This window comes from Pseudoalteromonas sp. P80D2 (genome assembly GCF_036680945.1).
Taxonomy (GTDB): Bacteria; Pseudomonadota; Gammaproteobacteria; order Enterobacterales; family Alteromonadaceae; genus Pseudoalteromonas; species Pseudoalteromonas shioyasakiensis.
This window is the reverse complement of record NZ_JAZDAR010000022.1, coordinates 386,553-404,961: the sequence shown is the minus strand read 5'-3', so window position 1 is coordinate 404,961 and position 18,409 is coordinate 386,553. Positions and strand designations below refer to the sequence as shown.

13 protein-coding genes are annotated in these 18,409 nt (G+C 41.3%); 8 read left to right on the top strand and 5 right to left on the bottom strand.

Going from position 1 to position 18,409, the window contains the following annotated elements:
- Window positions 1-48 precede the first annotated feature (48 nt).
- The 5 genes from ispG to ndk all read right to left on the bottom strand — a co-directional run bounded on the left by ispG (window position 49) and on the right by ndk (window position 5,715).
- Window positions 49-1,167 carry a flavodoxin-dependent (E)-4-hydroxy-3-methylbut-2-enyl-diphosphate synthase gene (ispG, locus tag VRK28_RS04370; protein ID WP_054553525.1) on the bottom strand — a complete coding sequence of 373 codons (1,119 nt, stop codon included), beginning with the start codon at window positions 1,165-1,167 and terminating at the stop codon, window positions 49-51.
- A 5-nt stretch (window positions 1,168-1,172) separates the two neighbouring features.
- Complete coding sequence (locus VRK28_RS04365) at window positions 1,173-2,060, bottom strand: RodZ domain-containing protein (RefSeq protein WP_062565864.1); 888 nt, start codon at window positions 2,058-2,060, stop codon at window positions 1,173-1,175.
- Window positions 2,057-3,868: a type IV pilus biogenesis/stability protein PilW gene (gene pilW, locus VRK28_RS04360; RefSeq protein ID WP_062565863.1), complete on the bottom strand. Its 1,812-nt coding sequence runs from the start codon at window positions 3,866-3,868 to the stop codon at window positions 2,057-2,059. The genes VRK28_RS04365 and pilW overlap by 4 nt, the downstream gene beginning before the upstream one ends.
- Before the next feature lie 114 nt (window positions 3,869-3,982).
- Window positions 3,983-5,113 carry a bifunctional tRNA (adenosine(37)-C2)-methyltransferase TrmG/ribosomal RNA large subunit methyltransferase RlmN gene (locus tag VRK28_RS04355; RefSeq protein ID WP_250660805.1) on the bottom strand — a complete coding sequence of 377 codons (1,131 nt, stop codon included), beginning with the start codon at window positions 5,111-5,113 and terminating at the stop codon, window positions 3,983-3,985.
- 170 nt (window positions 5,114-5,283) lie between these two features.
- On the bottom strand, window positions 5,284-5,715 hold the full coding sequence (gene ndk / locus VRK28_RS04350; protein ID WP_036972405.1) for a nucleoside-diphosphate kinase: 432 nt from the start codon (window positions 5,713-5,715) through the stop codon (window positions 5,284-5,286).
- Window positions 5,716-5,956: 241 nt separating this feature from the next.
- On the opposite strand from ndk, the gene VRK28_RS04345 reads away from it, so the two are divergent.
- From VRK28_RS04345 to VRK28_RS04310, 8 genes are all read left to right on the top strand, one after another.
- Window positions 5,957-6,547 (top strand): hypothetical protein, encoded by a 591-nt coding sequence (locus tag VRK28_RS04345; RefSeq protein WP_332393562.1) that lies wholly within the window; start codon window positions 5,957-5,959, stop codon window positions 6,545-6,547.
- 443 nt (window positions 6,548-6,990) lie between these two features.
- On the top strand, window positions 6,991-7,602 hold the full coding sequence (locus VRK28_RS04340; protein ID WP_332393560.1) for a hypothetical protein: 612 nt from the start codon (window positions 6,991-6,993) through the stop codon (window positions 7,600-7,602).
- Complete coding sequence (locus VRK28_RS04335) at window positions 7,602-10,223, top strand: hypothetical protein (protein WP_250660807.1); 2,622 nt, start codon at window positions 7,602-7,604, stop codon at window positions 10,221-10,223. Before VRK28_RS04340 ends, VRK28_RS04335 begins: the two co-directional genes overlap by 1 nt.
- Before the next feature lie 81 nt (window positions 10,224-10,304).
- The gene (locus tag VRK28_RS04330; RefSeq protein WP_332393556.1) at window positions 10,305-10,793 is read left to right on the top strand and encodes a hypothetical protein; all 489 of its coding nucleotides are present in this window, start codon (window positions 10,305-10,307) and stop codon (window positions 10,791-10,793) included.
- A 456-nt stretch (window positions 10,794-11,249) separates the two neighbouring features.
- Complete coding sequence (locus VRK28_RS04325; protein WP_058584534.1) at window positions 11,250-11,831, top strand: hypothetical protein; 582 nt, start codon at window positions 11,250-11,252, stop codon at window positions 11,829-11,831.
- A gap of 12 nt (window positions 11,832-11,843) precedes the next feature.
- Window positions 11,844-13,391, top strand: a complete 1,548-nt coding sequence (locus VRK28_RS04320; protein ID WP_332393553.1) for a S8 family serine peptidase — start codon at window positions 11,844-11,846, stop codon at window positions 13,389-13,391.
- A 196-nt stretch (window positions 13,392-13,587) separates the two neighbouring features.
- Entirely contained in the window at window positions 13,588-14,973 is a 1,386-nt protein-coding gene (trhP, locus tag VRK28_RS04315; RefSeq protein WP_332393551.1) for a prephenate-dependent tRNA uridine(34) hydroxylase TrhP, read from the top strand.
- Between the two features lie 126 nt (window positions 14,974-15,099).
- A complete protein-coding gene (locus VRK28_RS04310) occupies window positions 15,100-18,408 on the top strand; it encodes an EAL domain-containing protein (RefSeq protein WP_269407301.1) in 3,309 nt (1,102 codons plus the stop codon).
- The last annotated feature ends 1 nt before the right edge of the window (window position 18,409 follow it).

Genomic DNA, 18,409 nt, shown 5'->3' with positions numbered 1-18,409 from the left:
GCGGTAAAGGTAAACGGCAAACCCAAGGGTTTGCCGAGTATATGCGAATTATTCAACGATTTTGATGTCGATTGGCGTTTCTTTCTCTTTTTTAGCGATAAAGTCGCGCACATAGCCTTCAAGTTGGTCGACAATGTTATCGTTATCGATACGTGCTTTTTGGCGCTCACCATTGATGTATAAGCCAGAGCGACGGTTCGCACCAGCAAGGCCAATATCACTTACAAGTGCTTCGCCAGGACCATTTACTACACAACCAATTACCGACACAGACATAGGCTCAACCACGTCTTCAAGGCGCTCTTCAAGTTGGTTCATGGTGCTTACCACATCAAACTCTTGGCGTGAGCAGCTCGGGCAAGCAATAAAGTTAATGCCGCGAGAGCGAATGCGTAATGATTTTAAAATATCAAAACCAACTTTGATCTCTTGTACCGGATCGGCAGCAAGGGATACGCGCAGTGTGTCACCAATGCCTTCGGCTAGTAGCATACCTAAGCCAACAGCTGATTTAACAGAACCTGAGCGCATACCACCGGCTTCGGTAATACCTAAATGCAGAGGCTGGTCAATTTCTTTGGCAAGTAATCGATACGCACCAACCGCTAAAAATACATCTGACGCTTTAACGGATACTTTGAATTGATCAAAGTCTAAACGTTGTAAGATCTCAACATGGCGCATAGCTGATTCAAGTAAAGCTTCTGGCGTTGGTTCACCGTATTTTTCTTGTAAGTCGCGCTCTAATGAACCGCCATTAACACCAATACGAATCGGAATGTTATGCTCACGTGCAGAGTCTACAACGGCACGAATACGCTCTTCGCTTCCGATGTTACCCGGGTTAATACGTAAACAATCCGCACCATACTGAGCCACTTTTAATGCAATACGGTAATCAAAGTGAATATCTGTTACCAGCGGGATAGTGACTTGTTCTTTAATGCTTTTAAATGCTTCAGCTGCTTCCATGGTTGGTACAGACACACGCACAATATCGGCGCCGGCATCTTGAATAGCTTGAATTTGTGCAACCGTTGCATCGATATCTAGGGTGTTGGTGTTAGTCATCGACTGAACGGCAATTGGCGCACCATCACCAATTGGCACGTTACCTACGTTAATACGGGTCGATTTTCTGCGTTTAATAGGAGATTCTGAAAACATTGCGGTTACTCTGATAACGGTAAAGTAAATTTAGCTAAGCGATTTTTGGCAAAATGTGAGGTATCGACGGCTTGACCTTGAAAAGTAATGTCGACTACTTGGTGCTTGCCTAATACTACATTAAACGGCTGTGGGCCGGTTACTGTCATAATGTAACCTGCTTTTTTAACACCAAAAGCGATGCGATCGCCGTTGCCATCGTGAATTTCTACCCAGCTATCTTCATTGAAGTGCATCACCACTTCGCTGTGCTCAGGATCTGCCTTTTCAGTTTGTGGCTGAGCAGCAGATTGGTTTTGTGATGCAGCTTGATTTTGTGCTTCGTTGCTGGTCGTTGGCGCATCAGCTTCAGGCTGAGCGATTTCTTGCTCGCCTTCAGCGAGTGGTTGAATGGTTTCTTCAGCTGGTGCTTCTACAGTTAAGTCAGGTGAAATATCACTGCTTTCAAGTTGGTTTGGCATCGCAGTCGTGACCGGCTCTTCGATATTCTGGTTGCTATTTTGCCACCACCAAAACACAGACGAGCCAATGATCACCGCTACGATAAAGTAGCTAAACAGCATTAAACGGCTGTCATGTGCTTCTTTTTCTGTGCGGCGAGAAAAGCTCTGCATTTTTGACTTTTTCTCAGGCTCAACGTGCTCAGGCAGTAATTCAAGCATGGCTTGGCTATCGATTTTAAGCTCACGGCAATAGCTTCTGATATAACCTTTTACGAAGGTCGCAGGGCCTAGTAGTTCGTGCTCGTCGTTTTCTAGTCGTTGTAACTGTAAAACTGATAACTTTAATGCACCAGCAAGTTGCTCAAGGCTCATTCCTGCGTCTTCGCGGCGCTTTTTTAGCGCTTGGCCGAGCGTTTCTTGTGGTTGTTCTAAATTGTTTTCTTCATTCATAATGCGTATGAGTCTGGATCTACCAATAAGAGTCTATGCCCAGGTTCTAGGGCGACATCTGGGCTCAATTTGTTCCAGCGCATTAACTGATCGATCAATACGCTATGCTGTGTGGCTATGCTAAAGAGTGTGTCGCCATCATTGATGTCGTGATAAATGTTCGGATCGTTCAAATAAATGCGAGTACCGTTTTGTACACGATCCGATTCTTTTAAGCCATTCCACAGCAAAATCTTCTGTAGTTTAACATTGTATCGCACCGAAATGCTAAAGAGGTTTTCACCATTTTCAATAATATGATACGGGATATTCAGCGCCGGTACATTTGCGTTCAGCATGGGTAAGTTAAGCGGCTCGTTTGTCACGCTAAAGTCAGTGCTATTTGCGGTTGACGCCGTTGTTTGACTGCCACTAAATACGTTTTCGTCTTTTTCTGCTTCGTAAAACACCACAGTGCTGGCATCATTTTTGGTATTTTGCGAGTTTGCTGGCGTTTGTTGTTGAACGCTTGGCGTTTGCGGTGCACCAAATGACACTATGGTCACTTCATCATTGCTTTGCGCGTCTGTTTGCTGCTTTGCAATAACTGGAGTTTGTTCAACTTTACGAGAGGAAACTGTTTGGAAACCTTCGTCAGTTTGCTTTGTGAGCGTCTCTGGCGTTGTATCGCTCGTTTGTGAAGAGGCTAAAGTCTCTGTTACGGGCTTTTCTTCGCTGTCTGAGTTTACCTCAGTAGGCACCTGCTTATTACTTTGCGCTACAGTTTGTGGCTCGGGTTGAGTTTTGTTTACAGTTGGCTGCTCAACTAGAGAAGTTTGTTCATAAGTTGTTGGAACATTTGTGGTCTTTACAAGGCTTTGCCCGGTAGCAGCCACTGACGCCTGTGCAACAACAGCTTGTTTAGCAGGCGCTTTTCTTTTCACGATGCGAATTTTTGGCTGATCTTTGCTAACTATGCTGTTATCGCTTGAGATTTTCAGTTCTTCAAGCTGCGCTTGACGGTATTTTTCTCGTAGAACTTCAAATTCTGAGCGTTTAGTTTGCCCAGATGAAATGGTTTTCGCTTCTACTGAACCTGGATAGGTTTGTAGAATAATACCTGCCGTTGTTTCAGCTTTTTCAATATGGCCCATGCGTTGCTGAATTAAGTAGCTGAGCATGAGTGCTCGAGGTGTTACTCGGCCTAAAGATTCGTATTTTTCAATGATATCTTCAGCTTTATGAAGATCGCTTTTTGCGTAATACAAACCAGCAAGGCTTATCATTGAAGAAGGACGCTGTGAGCTGTGATTTAGTGCTGACTTAAGGTATTTTTCTGCATTTTCAAAATCATCAAATTCAATCGCGCACAAGGCTAAGTTTTCGTAACTTTCAGCTACACGGATATAGCTAGGAATTGAAATCGCCTTAAGAAGCTCTTCTGCTGCGCGGTCGTATTCGCCAATGCCACACAAAAATACACCGTAGTTATTTAAGGTGTTCGGATCATTAGGGGCGATTTTTAGTGCGCGTTGATAGGCTTTATCTGCTAGCTCAGGTTCATCAACCTGTTGATAGTAATAAGCTAAAGAATAGTGTACTTCAGGAAGGTCAGGGGCAAAGTCTGCGGCACGTTCTAGGTTATATTTTGCTTGCGAGTTGTTGCCTGTCTTTAAGTACTGTAACGCAAGGGCGATACGAGTACGAGCAGCACCGGTATTATTAATCTTTTTTTCAACAACGGGTCTGTCGCTACCATTGTAGCTGTTTTCTGTAACACACCCTGTTAATGCTATTGCACTAACAGTAATGGCAAGTATAGAACGCATTACCTAATCTCTTCTTTGATTCCGTATGCCTATCTTACCGAAAAGCCTTTGTGTTGCATCTATTATTTTAAAAATAACGAGTTTGTCACAAAGGCTTATCTTTAAAAGTTACGCTTATGCTTGGTGAACATTTACCGCAATAGCGTTATCTTCGCGCATTTTCTTTTTCGCTAAACGTTTAGTACGGTCTACAACATCACCCACTAATTGACCACAAGCTGCGTCAATATCATCACCACGGGTACGGCGAACAATACAGGTAATTCCCGCTGCTTGTAATACTTTAGAGAAGCGGTCGATGCGGCTGTTGCTCGAACGGCCATATTCATTACCTGGGAATGGGTTAAACGGAATTAGGTTCACTTTTGAAGGTGTACCTTTAAGAGTTTTAACCAATTCGTGAGCTTGATCTGTGCTGTCGTTTACACCTTGTAGCATAACGTATTCGATAGTCACATCTTTGTTTGCTTTAGAGCCATCAATATAACGACGACACGCCGCTAAAAACTCTTCGATAGGGTACTTTTTATTAATTGGTACCAGTACATCACGTAGTTCATTGTTTGGCGCGTGAAGTGAAATAGCCAGCGCTACGTCAATTTTCTCTTTTAATAAATCAAGAGCAGGTACCACACCAGAGGTACTTAAAGTAACGCGACGCTTCGATAAACCAAAACCCCAGTCGTCCATCATAAGTTCCATTGCTGGTACTACATTTTTAAGGTTTAGTAATGGCTCACCCATACCCATCATTACCACGTTAGTAACTGGTCGCTTAGTGCTATCGCCATCTAAACCAATGTCTTTTGCAACACGCCATACCTGACCGATGATCTCAGATACTGATAAGTTACGGTTAAAGCCTTGTTGTGCTGTTGAACAGAAAGTACATTCAAGGGCACAACCTACTTGTGATGAAACACATAAAGTTGCACGGTCTTTTTCTGGGATCCAAACAGCTTCTACTTCTTGGCCACCTTGTAGCATCAGGGCGTATTTGATGGTGCCATCACTTGCTACTTGCTTAACTGAGATTTCAGGAGCAACAATTTCACATTCAGCTTTTAGTTTCTCTTTTAGCTTTTTGTTGACGTTTGTCATGTCGTCAAAATTGTCTACGCCAAAATGATAAATCCATTTCATCACCTGATCGCCACGGAATGGCTTTTCACCGAATGATACAAACAGCTCACGCATTGCATCTCGGTTTAAATCTAATAAATTAATCTTTTTTTCAGTGGTCATGAAACAACCTCAATCAGTGACGGTGGTAAGTAGTTTGGGTGCGCGATTGTACATTATTTAATCGACTTAGTCATTAGCTAAACATATTTACAATAAGCTTAGCTAATGACTAAAAAAGGGCCCGAAAGCCCTTTTTCTTCTGCATCACAGACTTAGCTGTGAACTCGAAATTAACGAGTACGTGGGCAGATTTCTTCGTCAGCGAAGAAGTATGCGATTTCACGTGCAGCTGATTCAACAGCGTCAGAACCGTGAACAGCATTTTCGTCGATGCTGTCTGCGTAGTCAGCACGTAAAGTACCAGCTAGTGCTTCAGCAGGGTTAGTAGCACCCATGATTTCACGGTTTTTAAGTACTGCGTTCTCACCTTCAAGAACAGTAACCATTACTGGACCAGATGTCATGAACTCAACTAAAGCACCGAAGAAAGGACGCTCGCTGTGCTCAGCGTAGAAACCTTCAGCTTTTTCTTTTGAAAGGTGAACCATTTTAGCTGCAACGATTTTAAGACCAGCAGTTTCGAAACGGTTGTAGATAGCACCGATGTGGTTTTTAGCAACTGCATCAGGTTTTACGATTGAAAAAGTACGCTCTAAAGCCATCTTTATGCTCCAATAATTTTAAATTTAAAAGGTTAAATATTAACGGGCGCGAATTATACGCGCTTTACGTGAAAATTCCTAATTTAATTAAATAGTCATTTGATGGCATTTTCATGAACCCTAACCATGTATAGCAACACGGGTATAAAGTGTGAGCGAACTTTAGCAGTTAAGTACTTGTTGTGGGCTATTTTATAGGCAATTATTAACTCAGGAAATGATAAAACTAATAAGGACAATAATGAAAAATCTTTTACTGGCTAGTTTACTTGCAAGCTGTTTAGCTGGCTGTAATTCAGACTCAAACGATGAGCTTGAGTGCTCTCCTTACCCCATTGCAATCGATATTAATAATTATGTTGTAACCCCAGAGCAAAGCAAAGCTAATACAGCACTCGCCTATGATGCCTATACCATTAAATTAGGCGGTGTTGGTGAAGGCGTTTATAGTGAAGGAAATGAGCCCGACCCTAATAAAGAGTATGCAGAGTGTGCTATCCCAGCTGTGGTACTAGGGAGCGCGAACACCATTACAGCGATTAATATATACTCAAGCGCTGATTACAACAATGAACTCACTGCGGGTATGAGTTTAAATAGTGTGTTTGATATAACGGAAATGTTTGTTACTGATTTTGATTATTACAGTGATGGCAACTATGCCAATGTAGAAGACTTCACGAGCGTATTACCCACTACAGCACCTATATTTATTGAGCTTAAACCTAACCAAGCTCCTGAAGTTGAGAGTAGTCATATTTTTTATATCGATATAAGTTTTGCAAACGGCAAAACCTTTGCGCTTGAAACTGAAGAAGTGCAGCTGTTTTAAATTGCTATTAATCAGCTATTGTCGTGGGGCTTCTCTGCTGACATACCCAATCTCTACTCGCTTACAATTTGCTCACCCAACTAAGCTAATTGGTATAAATTTACCTTCTCCATAACACATTTAAAAAATGTAAAAACAACACCATCTGTTAACCTTTTATTCACTTTATCATGGGTAAGCTAATTACCCATGATAAAATGGGATTGTTTTAAATTATTGAAAATAATCTATTTTTGATTTTTATTGTGAATTTAATCTATCTTTTCATAGAAAAATAGCAATAATAAAATTGTAATCGAAATGTTAAATTTAAGTGTACAAAACGCTACATGGTTTTTCGTGAATTCCTGAACTTATTCAATCATAAAATATTGGTGAATTGATTTTTTATAAACCAAAAATCTTACTTCCATTTTTATTTTGAATAATCAAAGGAGAGAACAATGAAACTACGCAGTGCACTTTCTAAGGTGTCATGCGCGTCAGCTTTTGCACTTGGCACCATGCTGACTTTGAGCCCCGCAGCCAATGCAATGAAACTAAAACAACAAAACTTAAAAGAGATGGCTGTTGAGTCACAGAACATTATTGCCGGTCAGGTGGTAAGCGTAACAGATGGTTTTGATAACAATCGTCCCTATACCGAAGTGACTATTCAGGTTTCGTCAGATGCTAAAGGCAAATTAAAAGAGGATTCAAATTACACTTTTCGTCAGTTTGGCTTGATCAAGCCCCGCTCTATGGGCAATGGCAAAGTGTATTTAGGTGCAACACCAGAGGGCTTCTCTAAATGGCGTGAAGGCGAACAAGTGATTGCCTTTATGTATAAGCCAGCATCAATCACAGGGTTTCAAACGACCGTTGGTTTAGCTCAAGGTAAATTTGTAGTGCGCAATGGCAAAGTAGAAAACATTTTTGCTAACAAAGGCGTTTTTGAAGGGTTAGATACCAGCAGCTTATCAGCAGAGCAACAAAATCTCTTAACCACACCAGGCGCAGTCGATGTGGGAGTTTTTATGGATTTAGTAGGTGAACTGTCTGGAGTACAACAATAATGAAATTTTCTAAAATCGCAGCAGCATTAACCCTTGCAACTATTTCGACAGGTGCGTTAGCCGGTGGCCCACTTTATATTCATGAACCGACAATGCAGCCATATAAATGGGACACCTCAAAAGGCAGTATTCCAGTGTGGACAGATGGCGGCCAACTTATCAAAGATAAAGACGGTAACGATGTCGAAACCTTCACTGTACTTGAAAAAGGCACTGTTTTTAACGTTGATGTTACTTTACCTGATGGCACAGTGATCCCTGCATACACTGAACTTGACCGAGATTATACATTTTTAACGATTGAGCAAGCCAACAAAGTAACGGCGAATGCTGTGAAAGAGTGGTCTGATGTAGAAACGTCGACCTTCGAGATGTCAGTGCAGGGCACGATTTTTGAGAAAACAGGCATTGCGGATGTGACTGCAGAAAATGTTGATCAAATTTATGGTGTTGAGAACGGTTATGGCTTTTGGGTCAATTACGACACTGATGGTGGTATTTTAGAAAACTATTTTGGTGTGCCAAGAAGCGCTGTTTTAGGTATTGCATTCCCTGAATGGGCCGATGAAGAAACCGGCGAAATAATCGAAGCGACAGCCTTAATGAATGGCTGGTTTGTTGATATTAGTGATACCGATGGCACGCAAGTTGGTGGGGTATTCACCCATGAATTTGGTCATGCGATCAATATGTCTCATTCACAAGCAAATGGCCATTTAGTGTATATGTCGGCAAGTTATAGCCCGCAATATGACGGTGTACCAGGTTGTGAAGGTGTAACTAAATTTACCAGCTCTAGTATGTTAGATTATTCTGCCATTGAGACCATGTTTCCGTTTATTAATGTGCGCGGCAGTGCTGGTGCAAATCAACACACCATTAATGTGAAAGATGACATCGTTAATATTTCAGATCTCTATCCTACCAGTGAGTACAAATCACAGTTTGGCTCTATTCAAGGTAAGCTCTTAACAAAAGAGGGAGTAGAGTACTCAGGGGTGAATTTAATAGCGCGTAACCTTGATAACCCTTACGAAGATGTGATCAGCCAACAGTCAGGTAACATGACACAAGGCCGTATCGGCCCAGATGGCTCATTTACCATTAATGGCTTAACGCCTGGGGCACGTTATGCTCTTTATACTCAAGAGATCAATGCCGGTGGTTATCCAACTCAGCAAACGAATATTCTTTCTGAAGCTGAATATTGGAATGACAACGAAAGTGCAAACCCGGGAATAGATAATGCCTGTGCGATGACAGAGATAGTTGTTTCAGCGGGTGAAACTAAACAAGTTGAGATGTTCTTCAACGGTTATCAAGATGGTATTCAATATACGCCACTGATTTCAGCGTTTGTAATGGATCACGCTAAAAACGGTAAAAAAGCACTTGGAACAACCTCTTCGGGTATTCCTTTCTTATACGACAGTGCGACTAATTCGTTTGATACTTTAGTAAGCCCTGATGGCTACGCTTTATTAAGCTCTACAAGCACAGCAATGAACAAAACAGCCACTAAAGCTGCTATTACCGCACACTTTAATGATAATGGAGTGATGCAAGGCGGCGTCTGGGATATAAACTCTGGCAAAGTATCAATGCTTGAAGATTTAACGGGGAATAGTTGCTCGCTTTCAAGTCAGCAGGGGCAAAGCTCACATAGCATCTGGGATATGGATGATGATGGTAAATTGATTGTTGGTACAACACGCTTCCCATACGATGGTTCAAATCGCTGTGCTGAAGGCGAAGCTGCGCGTTCAGTTGGTATGCCTACTGTTTGGGATGCAAACACGGGTAAAGCAAGCGTTTTACCTGGCACCCAAATGGTTGACCGTTCTTATGGTAGCGGTAAAGAAATCGCTATTATGAATGGCGATGAGCAAATTCGTCGTACGGCATGGGCACGAGCAGATCGTATCTCTGGTAATGGCGAAACCATTACAGGTTCAACGAATGGCTTTACGCAAATTGCCTGGGTAAATGGCGAGCTTGTTGATACCTACACGGAGTTTGGTGCAATCGACAATTCAGTTATTTCTGAAAATGGTCGTTATGTCGCCTTTGGCGCCATCGAAAACCGTCGTCCTGCTGGCGTTAAAGTATGGGATACAGTAACCAATACAACTCAAAAAATTGGTAGCTTACGTTGGTGTGACAACATTCCTGCGATAAGTTTCTGGACCAACTATTGCGACCTAGGCTACAGCCATGAAGAATTAGTTGAACTAGGATTTGGCTTACCTTCAGTGATGGTTCTTGATGCAAATGAGGACTTATCGATGATCACCGGACGCGCTGGTAGCCCTCTATCTGGCGGTTTTGTTGGCGCTATTTATTTAAAAGGTATTGGCTGGATGTCATCAGCAGAGTTCTTTGCTAAGCAGGGGGTTACTGAAGCAAAAGGCTTGCTTACCGATAACATGTTTGGTCTAAGTGCTGATGGTTCTGAAATCATGGCTGGCATTGCTGGCGCAGTTTTATCAATAGAAATTGACGCGAATAAGGCATTTGTATGTGATAACGGCCGCGACCGTGAACTTAGCTTCCCTAAGCAAGTGGTTGATGCGGTGTCGGCAGGTGCTGAATTTGGCCGCTGCGCACATATTAATGACTAATACCATTTTGTGTTAAGCGCTTAAAGGTCCGGCTAGGTGGCTGGGCCTTTATTTCAATATCTTTGTAACAAAGGCCTGCTAATGTATAAAAGTTCATTAATAACAATAATATGGTTATGTATTCTAAGCTTTATTCCTGATCAAGCTAGTGCGCAAACCCATCAAGCTGCAAGCTCAACCAACAAAGGGTTTAATGTTCCTGAAGAGCTATTGACCACATGGGAGCTAGATGAAGCGGCTTCAATGGAATACGCAAAAAAGTCTGCGCACTGGAATGAACATATCGCTAATTTGATGCCGAAACTAATCGCAACAAATAAACAAATTAAGTACCGCTTTAATCAGGATGAAATGGTCACCATTCAGGCTGCAAAAGAGCACGAGCTTGCCATTAGTTTGATTAAGCAAACACTGACGTCATATAAATTCAAATTTGAATTCGACGATAGGCCAAAGCAATTGCAAGTAATAAAAGCCGCAGGTGGGCGGATCAATATTCAGGCCGATGGCCTACTTGGTTATCAGTTCTTATTGTGGAAAAAACGCCGAGAACGCTTAACTGGCGTATAAAAATATCAATGTTAAGGGCTTTGCTGTTAACATTAGCAAATCCAAACCAATTACCCTGGATAGTTAATTGAGTTTGATCTAAAAAGGTGGCCATAGGATTGGTCACCTTTTTTCTTTTCTGTATAAGTCCTTGCTTAGTTTAATTTCTGTAGCTCTAAAGTGCTAGTTTTTGTCTGTGTTTATAATATTTAAGTGCTTGATTACATTTTGGTACAGATTGATACACTTTTATATTGTGTAAATATTATTTTAATATGTTGTTAATTAAGGTGTTTTTTTACAGTAAATTTAATCGTTTTTCTTGCCATGGTTTTTACCCTTTTTAGTGTGTTGAATTCTCATTTTACTTCCTCTATTACTTGTTTTGTCACTCATAACTAATTGTATAAATTAAATATATTTTATTATTGAGTGGTTTTAGCTGTTTTTAATAAAAACAAACAACAAGGAATTAATATGAAAAAAGCGCAGTTAGGGTTGTTAATCACATCATTCGCTATTATGGGTGGATGTGCAAAGTTAGACGCTCAAGTTAACGCTGGCGGCACTCTTAATTCAAAGGGTGGGGCTGGAAAAGCTGTGTTTACAGCACATGCAGCTCGTTGTGATGGAGAAGTAAGCGGAAAAGTAAATTACAAAGATGTAACTGCATTAGATTGGCAACAATCTGGAGGAGTATCATTTAACGCACAGGTTTATGGTGCAGGCTTATGTAGTGAAGATCCTGTATCACCTGATGGGGCAGAGTCTGGTGATGAGCGATTATTTTGCAAACAAGATATTTGCACTGAGGGGATGTATCAAGTTGAGTTTAATTATAACTCAACCAATCCTAGCCTGCCTGGAGAGGGGGTTGGCTTTGCATGCATGATGGATATTTCTGAAGGTATTAAATCTGGATTTGGTGCAAATGGGTTATTGAATGTGATGTTACTCGAGTCTGGTCCATACCAAGGCTATAACAATGCCGGAACAATAAGTGGCAATGTACAAGTGAAAGATTGCCCAAGTAGCAAAAATGACGACAACGCAGAGTAGAGAAGGAGTTTAATGATGATAAATAAAAAAACAGTTTTAGCGGCAAGCATTGCTCTTGCTTATAGTTTTCCTTCTTTAGCTGATCAATCAATGCGAATTGTTCTAGAAGCAAATAGTAATAAAGCCTCAGCGCTTAAATCTGAGTTGTTATCAAATAATATTAAAATAGAAAAAGAGCTTAGTTCACTAGAAAGTTTTGCAATTTCGATTGATAAAACTCAGTTAGCCAATGTTACAGGGCTTACAAACGTAAAGACTTTTTACCCTGACGTACCAAGAAAGTTAATGTCTGAAGGCGCTTCGCAATATATTCCTTATGGTTTATCGATGGTTCAAGCTGATCAAGTTCAATATCAAGGCGGACAAAAAGTGTGTGTAATTGATAGCGGTTATGCCTTAGAGCACCCAGATTTGCCGAGTGCTGGTGTTACAGGCTCAGACGATGGTGGTGCTGGTGTGTGGTATCAAGATCCATTTGGTCATGGCACTCATGTTGCTGGCACGATTGTTGCAATCGACAATGAATTTGGTACGACAGGGATTGTCGATGATCATTCCCTTGATATGCACATTGTGCGTGTTTTTGCAGGTAATGGTAGCTGGGCTTACGCTTCGGATTTAGCAGGTGCGATTGATGAGTGCCAGCAAGCCGGTTCAACGGTTATTTCAATGAGCCTTGGTGGAAAATACTCAAGCCCGATTGAAGAAAAAGCGTTAGATAAAGTTGCTCGTGCAAATATATTAATGGTTGCGGCAGCAGGAAATGCTGGTGAAGCTTCACATAGCTACCCTGCCTCTTATGACAGTGTGATTTCAGTCGCAGCGGTTGATAGCACTAAAAATCATGCAAGCTTTTCTCAGCGAAGCAGTCAAATTGAACTAGCAGCGCCAGGCGTTAATATTTTCTCAACTGTGCCTGTTGACCGCGCGCGCTTTTCAAAATTTAATGTCACGCAAGATACTGTTAATTTCCAATATTATGGTATGGATGGCTCGCGTTTTGGTACTGTGACAGGGGAGCTCGTTGATTGTGGTTTAGGTACTCAGAGCTGTGGAGATGTAACAGGAAAAATCTGTCTAATCGAACGAGGGGAAATTCCGTTTTATAAAAAAGTAGAGCAGTGTGAAGCGGATGGCGGTGTGGGAGTTATTATTCGTAATAATAACCAAAGCCAGCTAATCGGCACTATTAACCCTACTTCTATGATTGCTGGCTCTGTGACAAGAAATGAGGGTCTTAATTTAATGGACAACCTCGGTAAGGAAACCACAATAACAGTCGCTGAGTTTTCAGATCATGACTTTAAATCAGGTACTTCGATGGCAACTCCTCATGTTTCCGGCGTAGCTGCATTAGTATGGAGTAATTATCCTGAGTGTTCTGCAAATGGCATTCGGTTAGCACTGAGGGCATCTGCCGATGATCAGGGAGATATGGGTTATGATCATGCTTACGGCTGGGGCATAGTGCAAGCCAAAGCGGCTGTTGATTATATCGCTGAAAATGGATGTAAAGCATCTAATAACGTATTACGTGGCGGAGATGGCTCAGCCCACTAACTACTCCCCTATATTGTTGTTATGACCAAAGCGCTTATGGCGCTTTTTTCGTTTGTCACCTACTCAACAATAAGCTCTATGAATCAATCATGATCTAGATCAATAAAATTACTGGGCAGGTTATTATACTGCCGCGCTTCATTCTTGTATTAATTCATGCAACCGACTTGTACTCGGTTCGATGTGTGGAGCTTTCATGTCGTCACCTATTTTGACCCCTCGTCCTTTTACGCCTGAGTTGTTATCACCTGCGGGTAGTTTAAAGAATATGCGTTATGCCTTTGCCTATGGTGCAGATGCCGTTTACGCTGGCCAACCTCGTTATAGCCTTCGTGTTCGTAACAATGAGTTTGACTTAGATAACCTGCAAACCGGTATCGACGAAGCCCATGCGCAAAATAAAAAATTATATGTAGTGTCGAACATTGCTCCTCATAATGCCAAGGTAAAATCGTATTTACGCGATATTGAGCCAGTCATTGAGATGCAACCAGATGCGCTGATCATGTCTGATCCTGGGCTTATCATGTTAGTGCGTGAAAAATGGCCAGATATGCCAATTCACTTATCTGTGCAGGCCAATGCGGTGAACTATGCCACAGTGAACTTTTGGGCTCAGCAGGGTATTGAACGAGTCATTTTATCGCGCGAATTATCGCTTGAAGAAATTGCTGAAATTCGTGAACTATGCCCTAATACAGAACTTGAAGTGTTTGTTCACGGTGCACTTTGCATGGCGTATTCTGGCCGTTGTTTGCTATCGGGTTACATTAATAAACGCGATCCAAACCAAGGAACGTGCACTAATGCATGTCGTTGGAACTACGATGTGAAACCCGGCACCGAAAATGAAACCGGCGAAATGGTGCATAAAATCGACCCTAAAGCGGTGATCCCAACCCTAGGTGATGGTGCGCCAAGTAACGAAGTATTCATGCTTGAAGAGCAAGGGCGTCCAGGTGAATACATGCCTGCTTTTGAAGACGAGCATGGCACTTACATAATGAACTCAAAAGATTTACGTGCAGTTCAATATGTTGATCAACTAACGAAAATGGGCGTGCATAGTTTAAAAATTGAAGGCCGTACCAAGTCTTTCTACTATGTTGCTCGCACTGCACAAGTGTATCGTAAAGCCATTGATGATGCCGTTGCTGGTCGTCCATTCGACGCAAACTTATTTAAAACCCTCGAAAACTTAGCGCACCGCGGCTATACCGAAGGGTTTTTAAAACGCCATGCTCATCAAGACTATCAAAACTATGAGTACGGTCATTCGGTGTCAGATAAACAGCAGTTTGTGGGTGAAGTATTAGGTCGCAACGATAATGGCTTAGTTGAAATTGATGTGAAAAATAAGTTCTGTACTGGTCACTCACTTGAACTTATGACACCAAAAGGCAACATCAACTTCGAACTGGATTTTATGGAAAACAAAAAAGGCGAAGCCATTAGCGATGCAAAAGGCTCAGGTCATATTGTTAAAATTCCTCTGCCAGAAGATATCGATTTAGATCACGCAATTTTGATGCGTAATCTAGATGCCGACCAAGATACCCGTAATCCATTCAATAAAGCCTAATAGAAGATGCGCTAAGTCATACTTAGCGCATTGCTCTCATCTTTTTTTGGTATTTCACTGTCGTTACTAGTTATTTTTACTATCCTTTTTTCTAAGGGTGTTAATTAAACATAGTCAAAAATTATAGTGAAATACGTTGTTCATCCATCACATCAAAAAGAGCTTTTACACACAGTACCTTATGTTGCGGTAGGGGTATTGCTGCTGGCTGTTGTCTTACTACTTGAGCGATTAGGGCTTATTGCTGCTATTCCTTTTTATGTAGCAATGCATACGAGCGTCGAATTATTCTCAGTTGTGATCTCGTTTTTAATTTTTGCAATTGGTTGGAATACTTGGCATTTCACCAATAACTACAAACTGTTACTGCTCTCTTGTGCCATGTTGTGCGTTGCTATTTTTGATTCATTGCATTTCTTGGCTTTTGACAGCATGCATGAAGGCAATGCAGACATGAACTTGGTATTAAGTTTTTGGCTCATTGCTCGGTTATTTAATGGAGCTGCTTTTTTAATTATTGCAGCAGGGATTTGGGTTAAATATAAACCGTTAAATGCGCGCGCTTTACTTACCTCTTTGTTGCTTGGTAGTTTGTTCATCGCAAGCACATTCTTTTACTTTCCTGATTTACTGCCAGAAATACACATCGAAGGAGTAGGCGGTAGCCATATTAAGTTTCTAATTGAGCTACTTGTTTTGGCGCTATACGGTGCCGCTGTTTTGATGTTTTCGACACAACTTCGTAAGCCCAGAACAAATTTAAATATTGCCGGTAAAACATTAGTTTGCCTATTAGCTATTTTAAGTGAGGCCTGTTTTGTGGTGTCTAATGATGTCTCACACACCACCAACACCTTTAATTTTTTTGGGCATGTGTATAAAGGGCTCACCTACTTTTTACTGTATAAAATCCTCTTTGTTGAAACCGTCACTAAACCTTATGCAGCACTCGATAACTCCTCTAATCAGTTAAAAGCAACACTTACCGCACTGCCAGACTCGGTTTTTGAGCTTGAAAAAGACGGTACTTTTCGCGAAGTCTTCAGTGATAACTCCGATAGCCATGTGTTTACTAAAGAGATGGTTGGGCAAAATATTAGCTGTATGTTTGAAAAATCTGATGCGCAAGACTTTATGCGCACGCTAATGGAGGCAAAAAAATCAGCTGTGTGTTTGGTCAATACCTTACCCATTAGCGTAAATGGTTGGGTTATTCATTTTGAATTTTCGATTACCTTGTTTGAGCACGATAATGATGGCCCAACGTATTTAGTGAACGCCCGCGATGTGTCAGAAAAAGTTGGGCGTATGGCGGCACTTGCTCAGCAAAGTAAATTTAATCGGGGTTTATTACAGCTAACCGAAATTTCGTTTCAAGACGATCAAGATGTGTTGTTGAATTATGCTGTTAATCAAGCCCTCGACATTACCAATTGCGATGGCGCAGCCTTGTTTATTTGTAACGAACAAAAGCAACATGATTATCGAGCCGAGAAAGGTAATGTTTTTGATGTGTGCACTGAAAAGTTACAAGGCAAAATTGCGGCTGGGCAAGCTGTCATTGTTAACCGAAAACATGCGAAAGAATACGGGTTACCTGGCGACTCTAACTCATTGTTAGTGGTGCCAGTGATACGCCATAGTCAGTGCCATATGGCCATTATTTTACAGCATCAAACTAAGGTGTTTAGTGTGCAAGATAAAAACATGCTAACGGTTTGGGCTGAGTCAGTGTGGCAATGGTTTCATAAAATTACTCTAAACAAACGCATGCACATACTGTCACAAGCGGTTGAGCAAAATCCACACCCCATTATGTTTACCAATACAGATGCAAAAATTGAGTATATGAATCGCGCTTACCTCGATATGTGCCAGTACGAGTATGACGAACTTATAGGTCAAAGCCCACATAAAATCAGTGCCGGACAAACTGAACCGGCTGTTTACCAAGCAATGTGGGAGCACTTAAAAAATCGAAAAGCCTGGGTGGGTGCTTTGGTTAACATGACTAAGCACGGTAAAGTGATTGTTGAGCAAACTACCATTTACCCATTAAAGGATCAGCAAGGGAAGGTGAGTAACTACATTTCGTTTCAGCATGATGTAACTAAAGAAGTCGAAAGTGAAACCCTCATACATCAACTTTCTTATTTTGATCAGCTAACGGGGCTTGCAAACCAAGACAAGTTGCAGATGGAATTTGAACAAACTATTAAGCTTCAAGCAGATACTAAAGCAGCCTTTATTTTAATTGGTTTAGACAACTTTAAGATTCTCAATAAAGCATTGGGGATGGCAAGTTGCAACCTAGTGTTACAAAGCTTGAGTGCGCGAATTTGTAACTTTATGGGTGAGGATATTATGGTTGCACGGCTGCAAGGCGACCGCTTTGCATTTATTACGCCTTATACCTCCACCGGCGCTATAAATAAGAGCAGCCACGATTTATTAAAAGTGATCAGTGAGCCACTGACGATTAATGATGAACTCATTGTTGTTACAGCATCGGTCGGGGTTTCCCTGTTTCCGATGGATGGCAAAGAATTTGAGCCGCTATTGCAGATGGCCGAGTCAGCGATGTTTGAGGTTAAAAGGCAGGGTAGAAACAATGCGTTATTCTACGCCGAAGAAATGAATAAATCTGGGCTTAGGCAATTACAAATCATCAATGCCCTTAATTATGCCCTTGAAAATAATGAGCTTTATTTAGTTTTTCAACCACAAATAGATATTGCATCAGGCGCTGTGGTGGCTGTTGAAGTATTAATACGCTGGCACAGCGAAACATTAGGCAATGTATCACCTGCTGAGTTTATACCTATTGCTGAAAGCAGTGGCCGCATTAGTGAAATTGATGACTGGGTATTCGAAAATACCGTTAAAACAATTCGCCAGTGGCAAGACGACAACATGCCACCAATTACCTTTGCAATAAATCTATCGGCAACGAAGTTTGTCAAAAAACAGCTACTTGGCGATTTAATCTCTGTATTACAAACTTACTCTATAGAGCCTGAGTGTATTGAACTTGAATTAACGGAAACCATTGCCATTGGTAACCCTCAGTTTGCTTTAAGTACGATTACAAAACTGCGTGAAGCAGGGTTTAAAATGTCGATTGATGACTTTGGCACAGGCTATTCGTCAATGAATTATTTAAAAGATTTTGCTCTCGATAAGCTCAAAATCGACAAATCATTTATTGATGATTTAGAAAACCCCAGCGACGCTGACAAAGCAATTGTTAAAGCTATGATTGATTTAGCCAGCGCGTTAAATATGGAATCAATTGCTGAAGGCGTTGAAAGCGAGCAGCAACTGAACATACTTAAAGAGCTTGAGTGTTCTCAAGTACAAGGCTATTACTTCAGTAAACCCCTGCCAATTAGAGTGTTATATGAGTTTGTGAAGTCACCAAGTTTTTCAAGGTAAG

Bases quoted from the DNA above. Each gene is read 5' to 3' on its own strand.
- ispG (WP_054553525.1), bottom strand. From the start codon at position 1,167: ATGTTTTCAGAATCTCCTATTAAACGCAGAAAATCGACCCGTATTAAC.
- VRK28_RS04365 (WP_062565864.1), bottom strand. From the start codon at position 2,060: ATGAATGAAGAAAACAATTTAGAACAACCACAAGAAACGCTCGGCCAA.
- pilW (WP_062565863.1), bottom strand. From the start codon at position 3,868: ATGCGTTCTATACTTGCCATTACTGTTAGTGCAATAGCATTAACAGGG.
- VRK28_RS04355 (WP_250660805.1), bottom strand. From the start codon at position 5,113: ATGACCACTGAAAAAAAGATTAATTTATTAGATTTAAACCGAGATGCA.
- ndk (WP_036972405.1), bottom strand. From the start codon at position 5,715: ATGGCTTTAGAGCGTACTTTTTCAATCGTAAAACCTGATGCAGTTGCT.
- VRK28_RS04345 (WP_332393562.1), top strand. From the start codon at position 5,957: ATGAAAAATCTTTTACTGGCTAGTTTACTTGCAAGCTGTTTAGCTGGC.
- VRK28_RS04340 (WP_332393560.1), top strand. From the start codon at position 6,991: ATGAAACTACGCAGTGCACTTTCTAAGGTGTCATGCGCGTCAGCTTTT.
- VRK28_RS04335 (WP_250660807.1), top strand. From the start codon at position 7,602: ATGAAATTTTCTAAAATCGCAGCAGCATTAACCCTTGCAACTATTTCG.
- VRK28_RS04330 (WP_332393556.1), top strand. From the start codon at position 10,305: ATGTATAAAAGTTCATTAATAACAATAATATGGTTATGTATTCTAAGC.
- VRK28_RS04325 (WP_058584534.1), top strand. From the start codon at position 11,250: ATGAAAAAAGCGCAGTTAGGGTTGTTAATCACATCATTCGCTATTATG.
- VRK28_RS04320 (WP_332393553.1), top strand. From the start codon at position 11,844: ATGATGATAAATAAAAAAACAGTTTTAGCGGCAAGCATTGCTCTTGCT.
- trhP (WP_332393551.1), top strand. From the start codon at position 13,588: ATGTCGTCACCTATTTTGACCCCTCGTCCTTTTACGCCTGAGTTGTTA.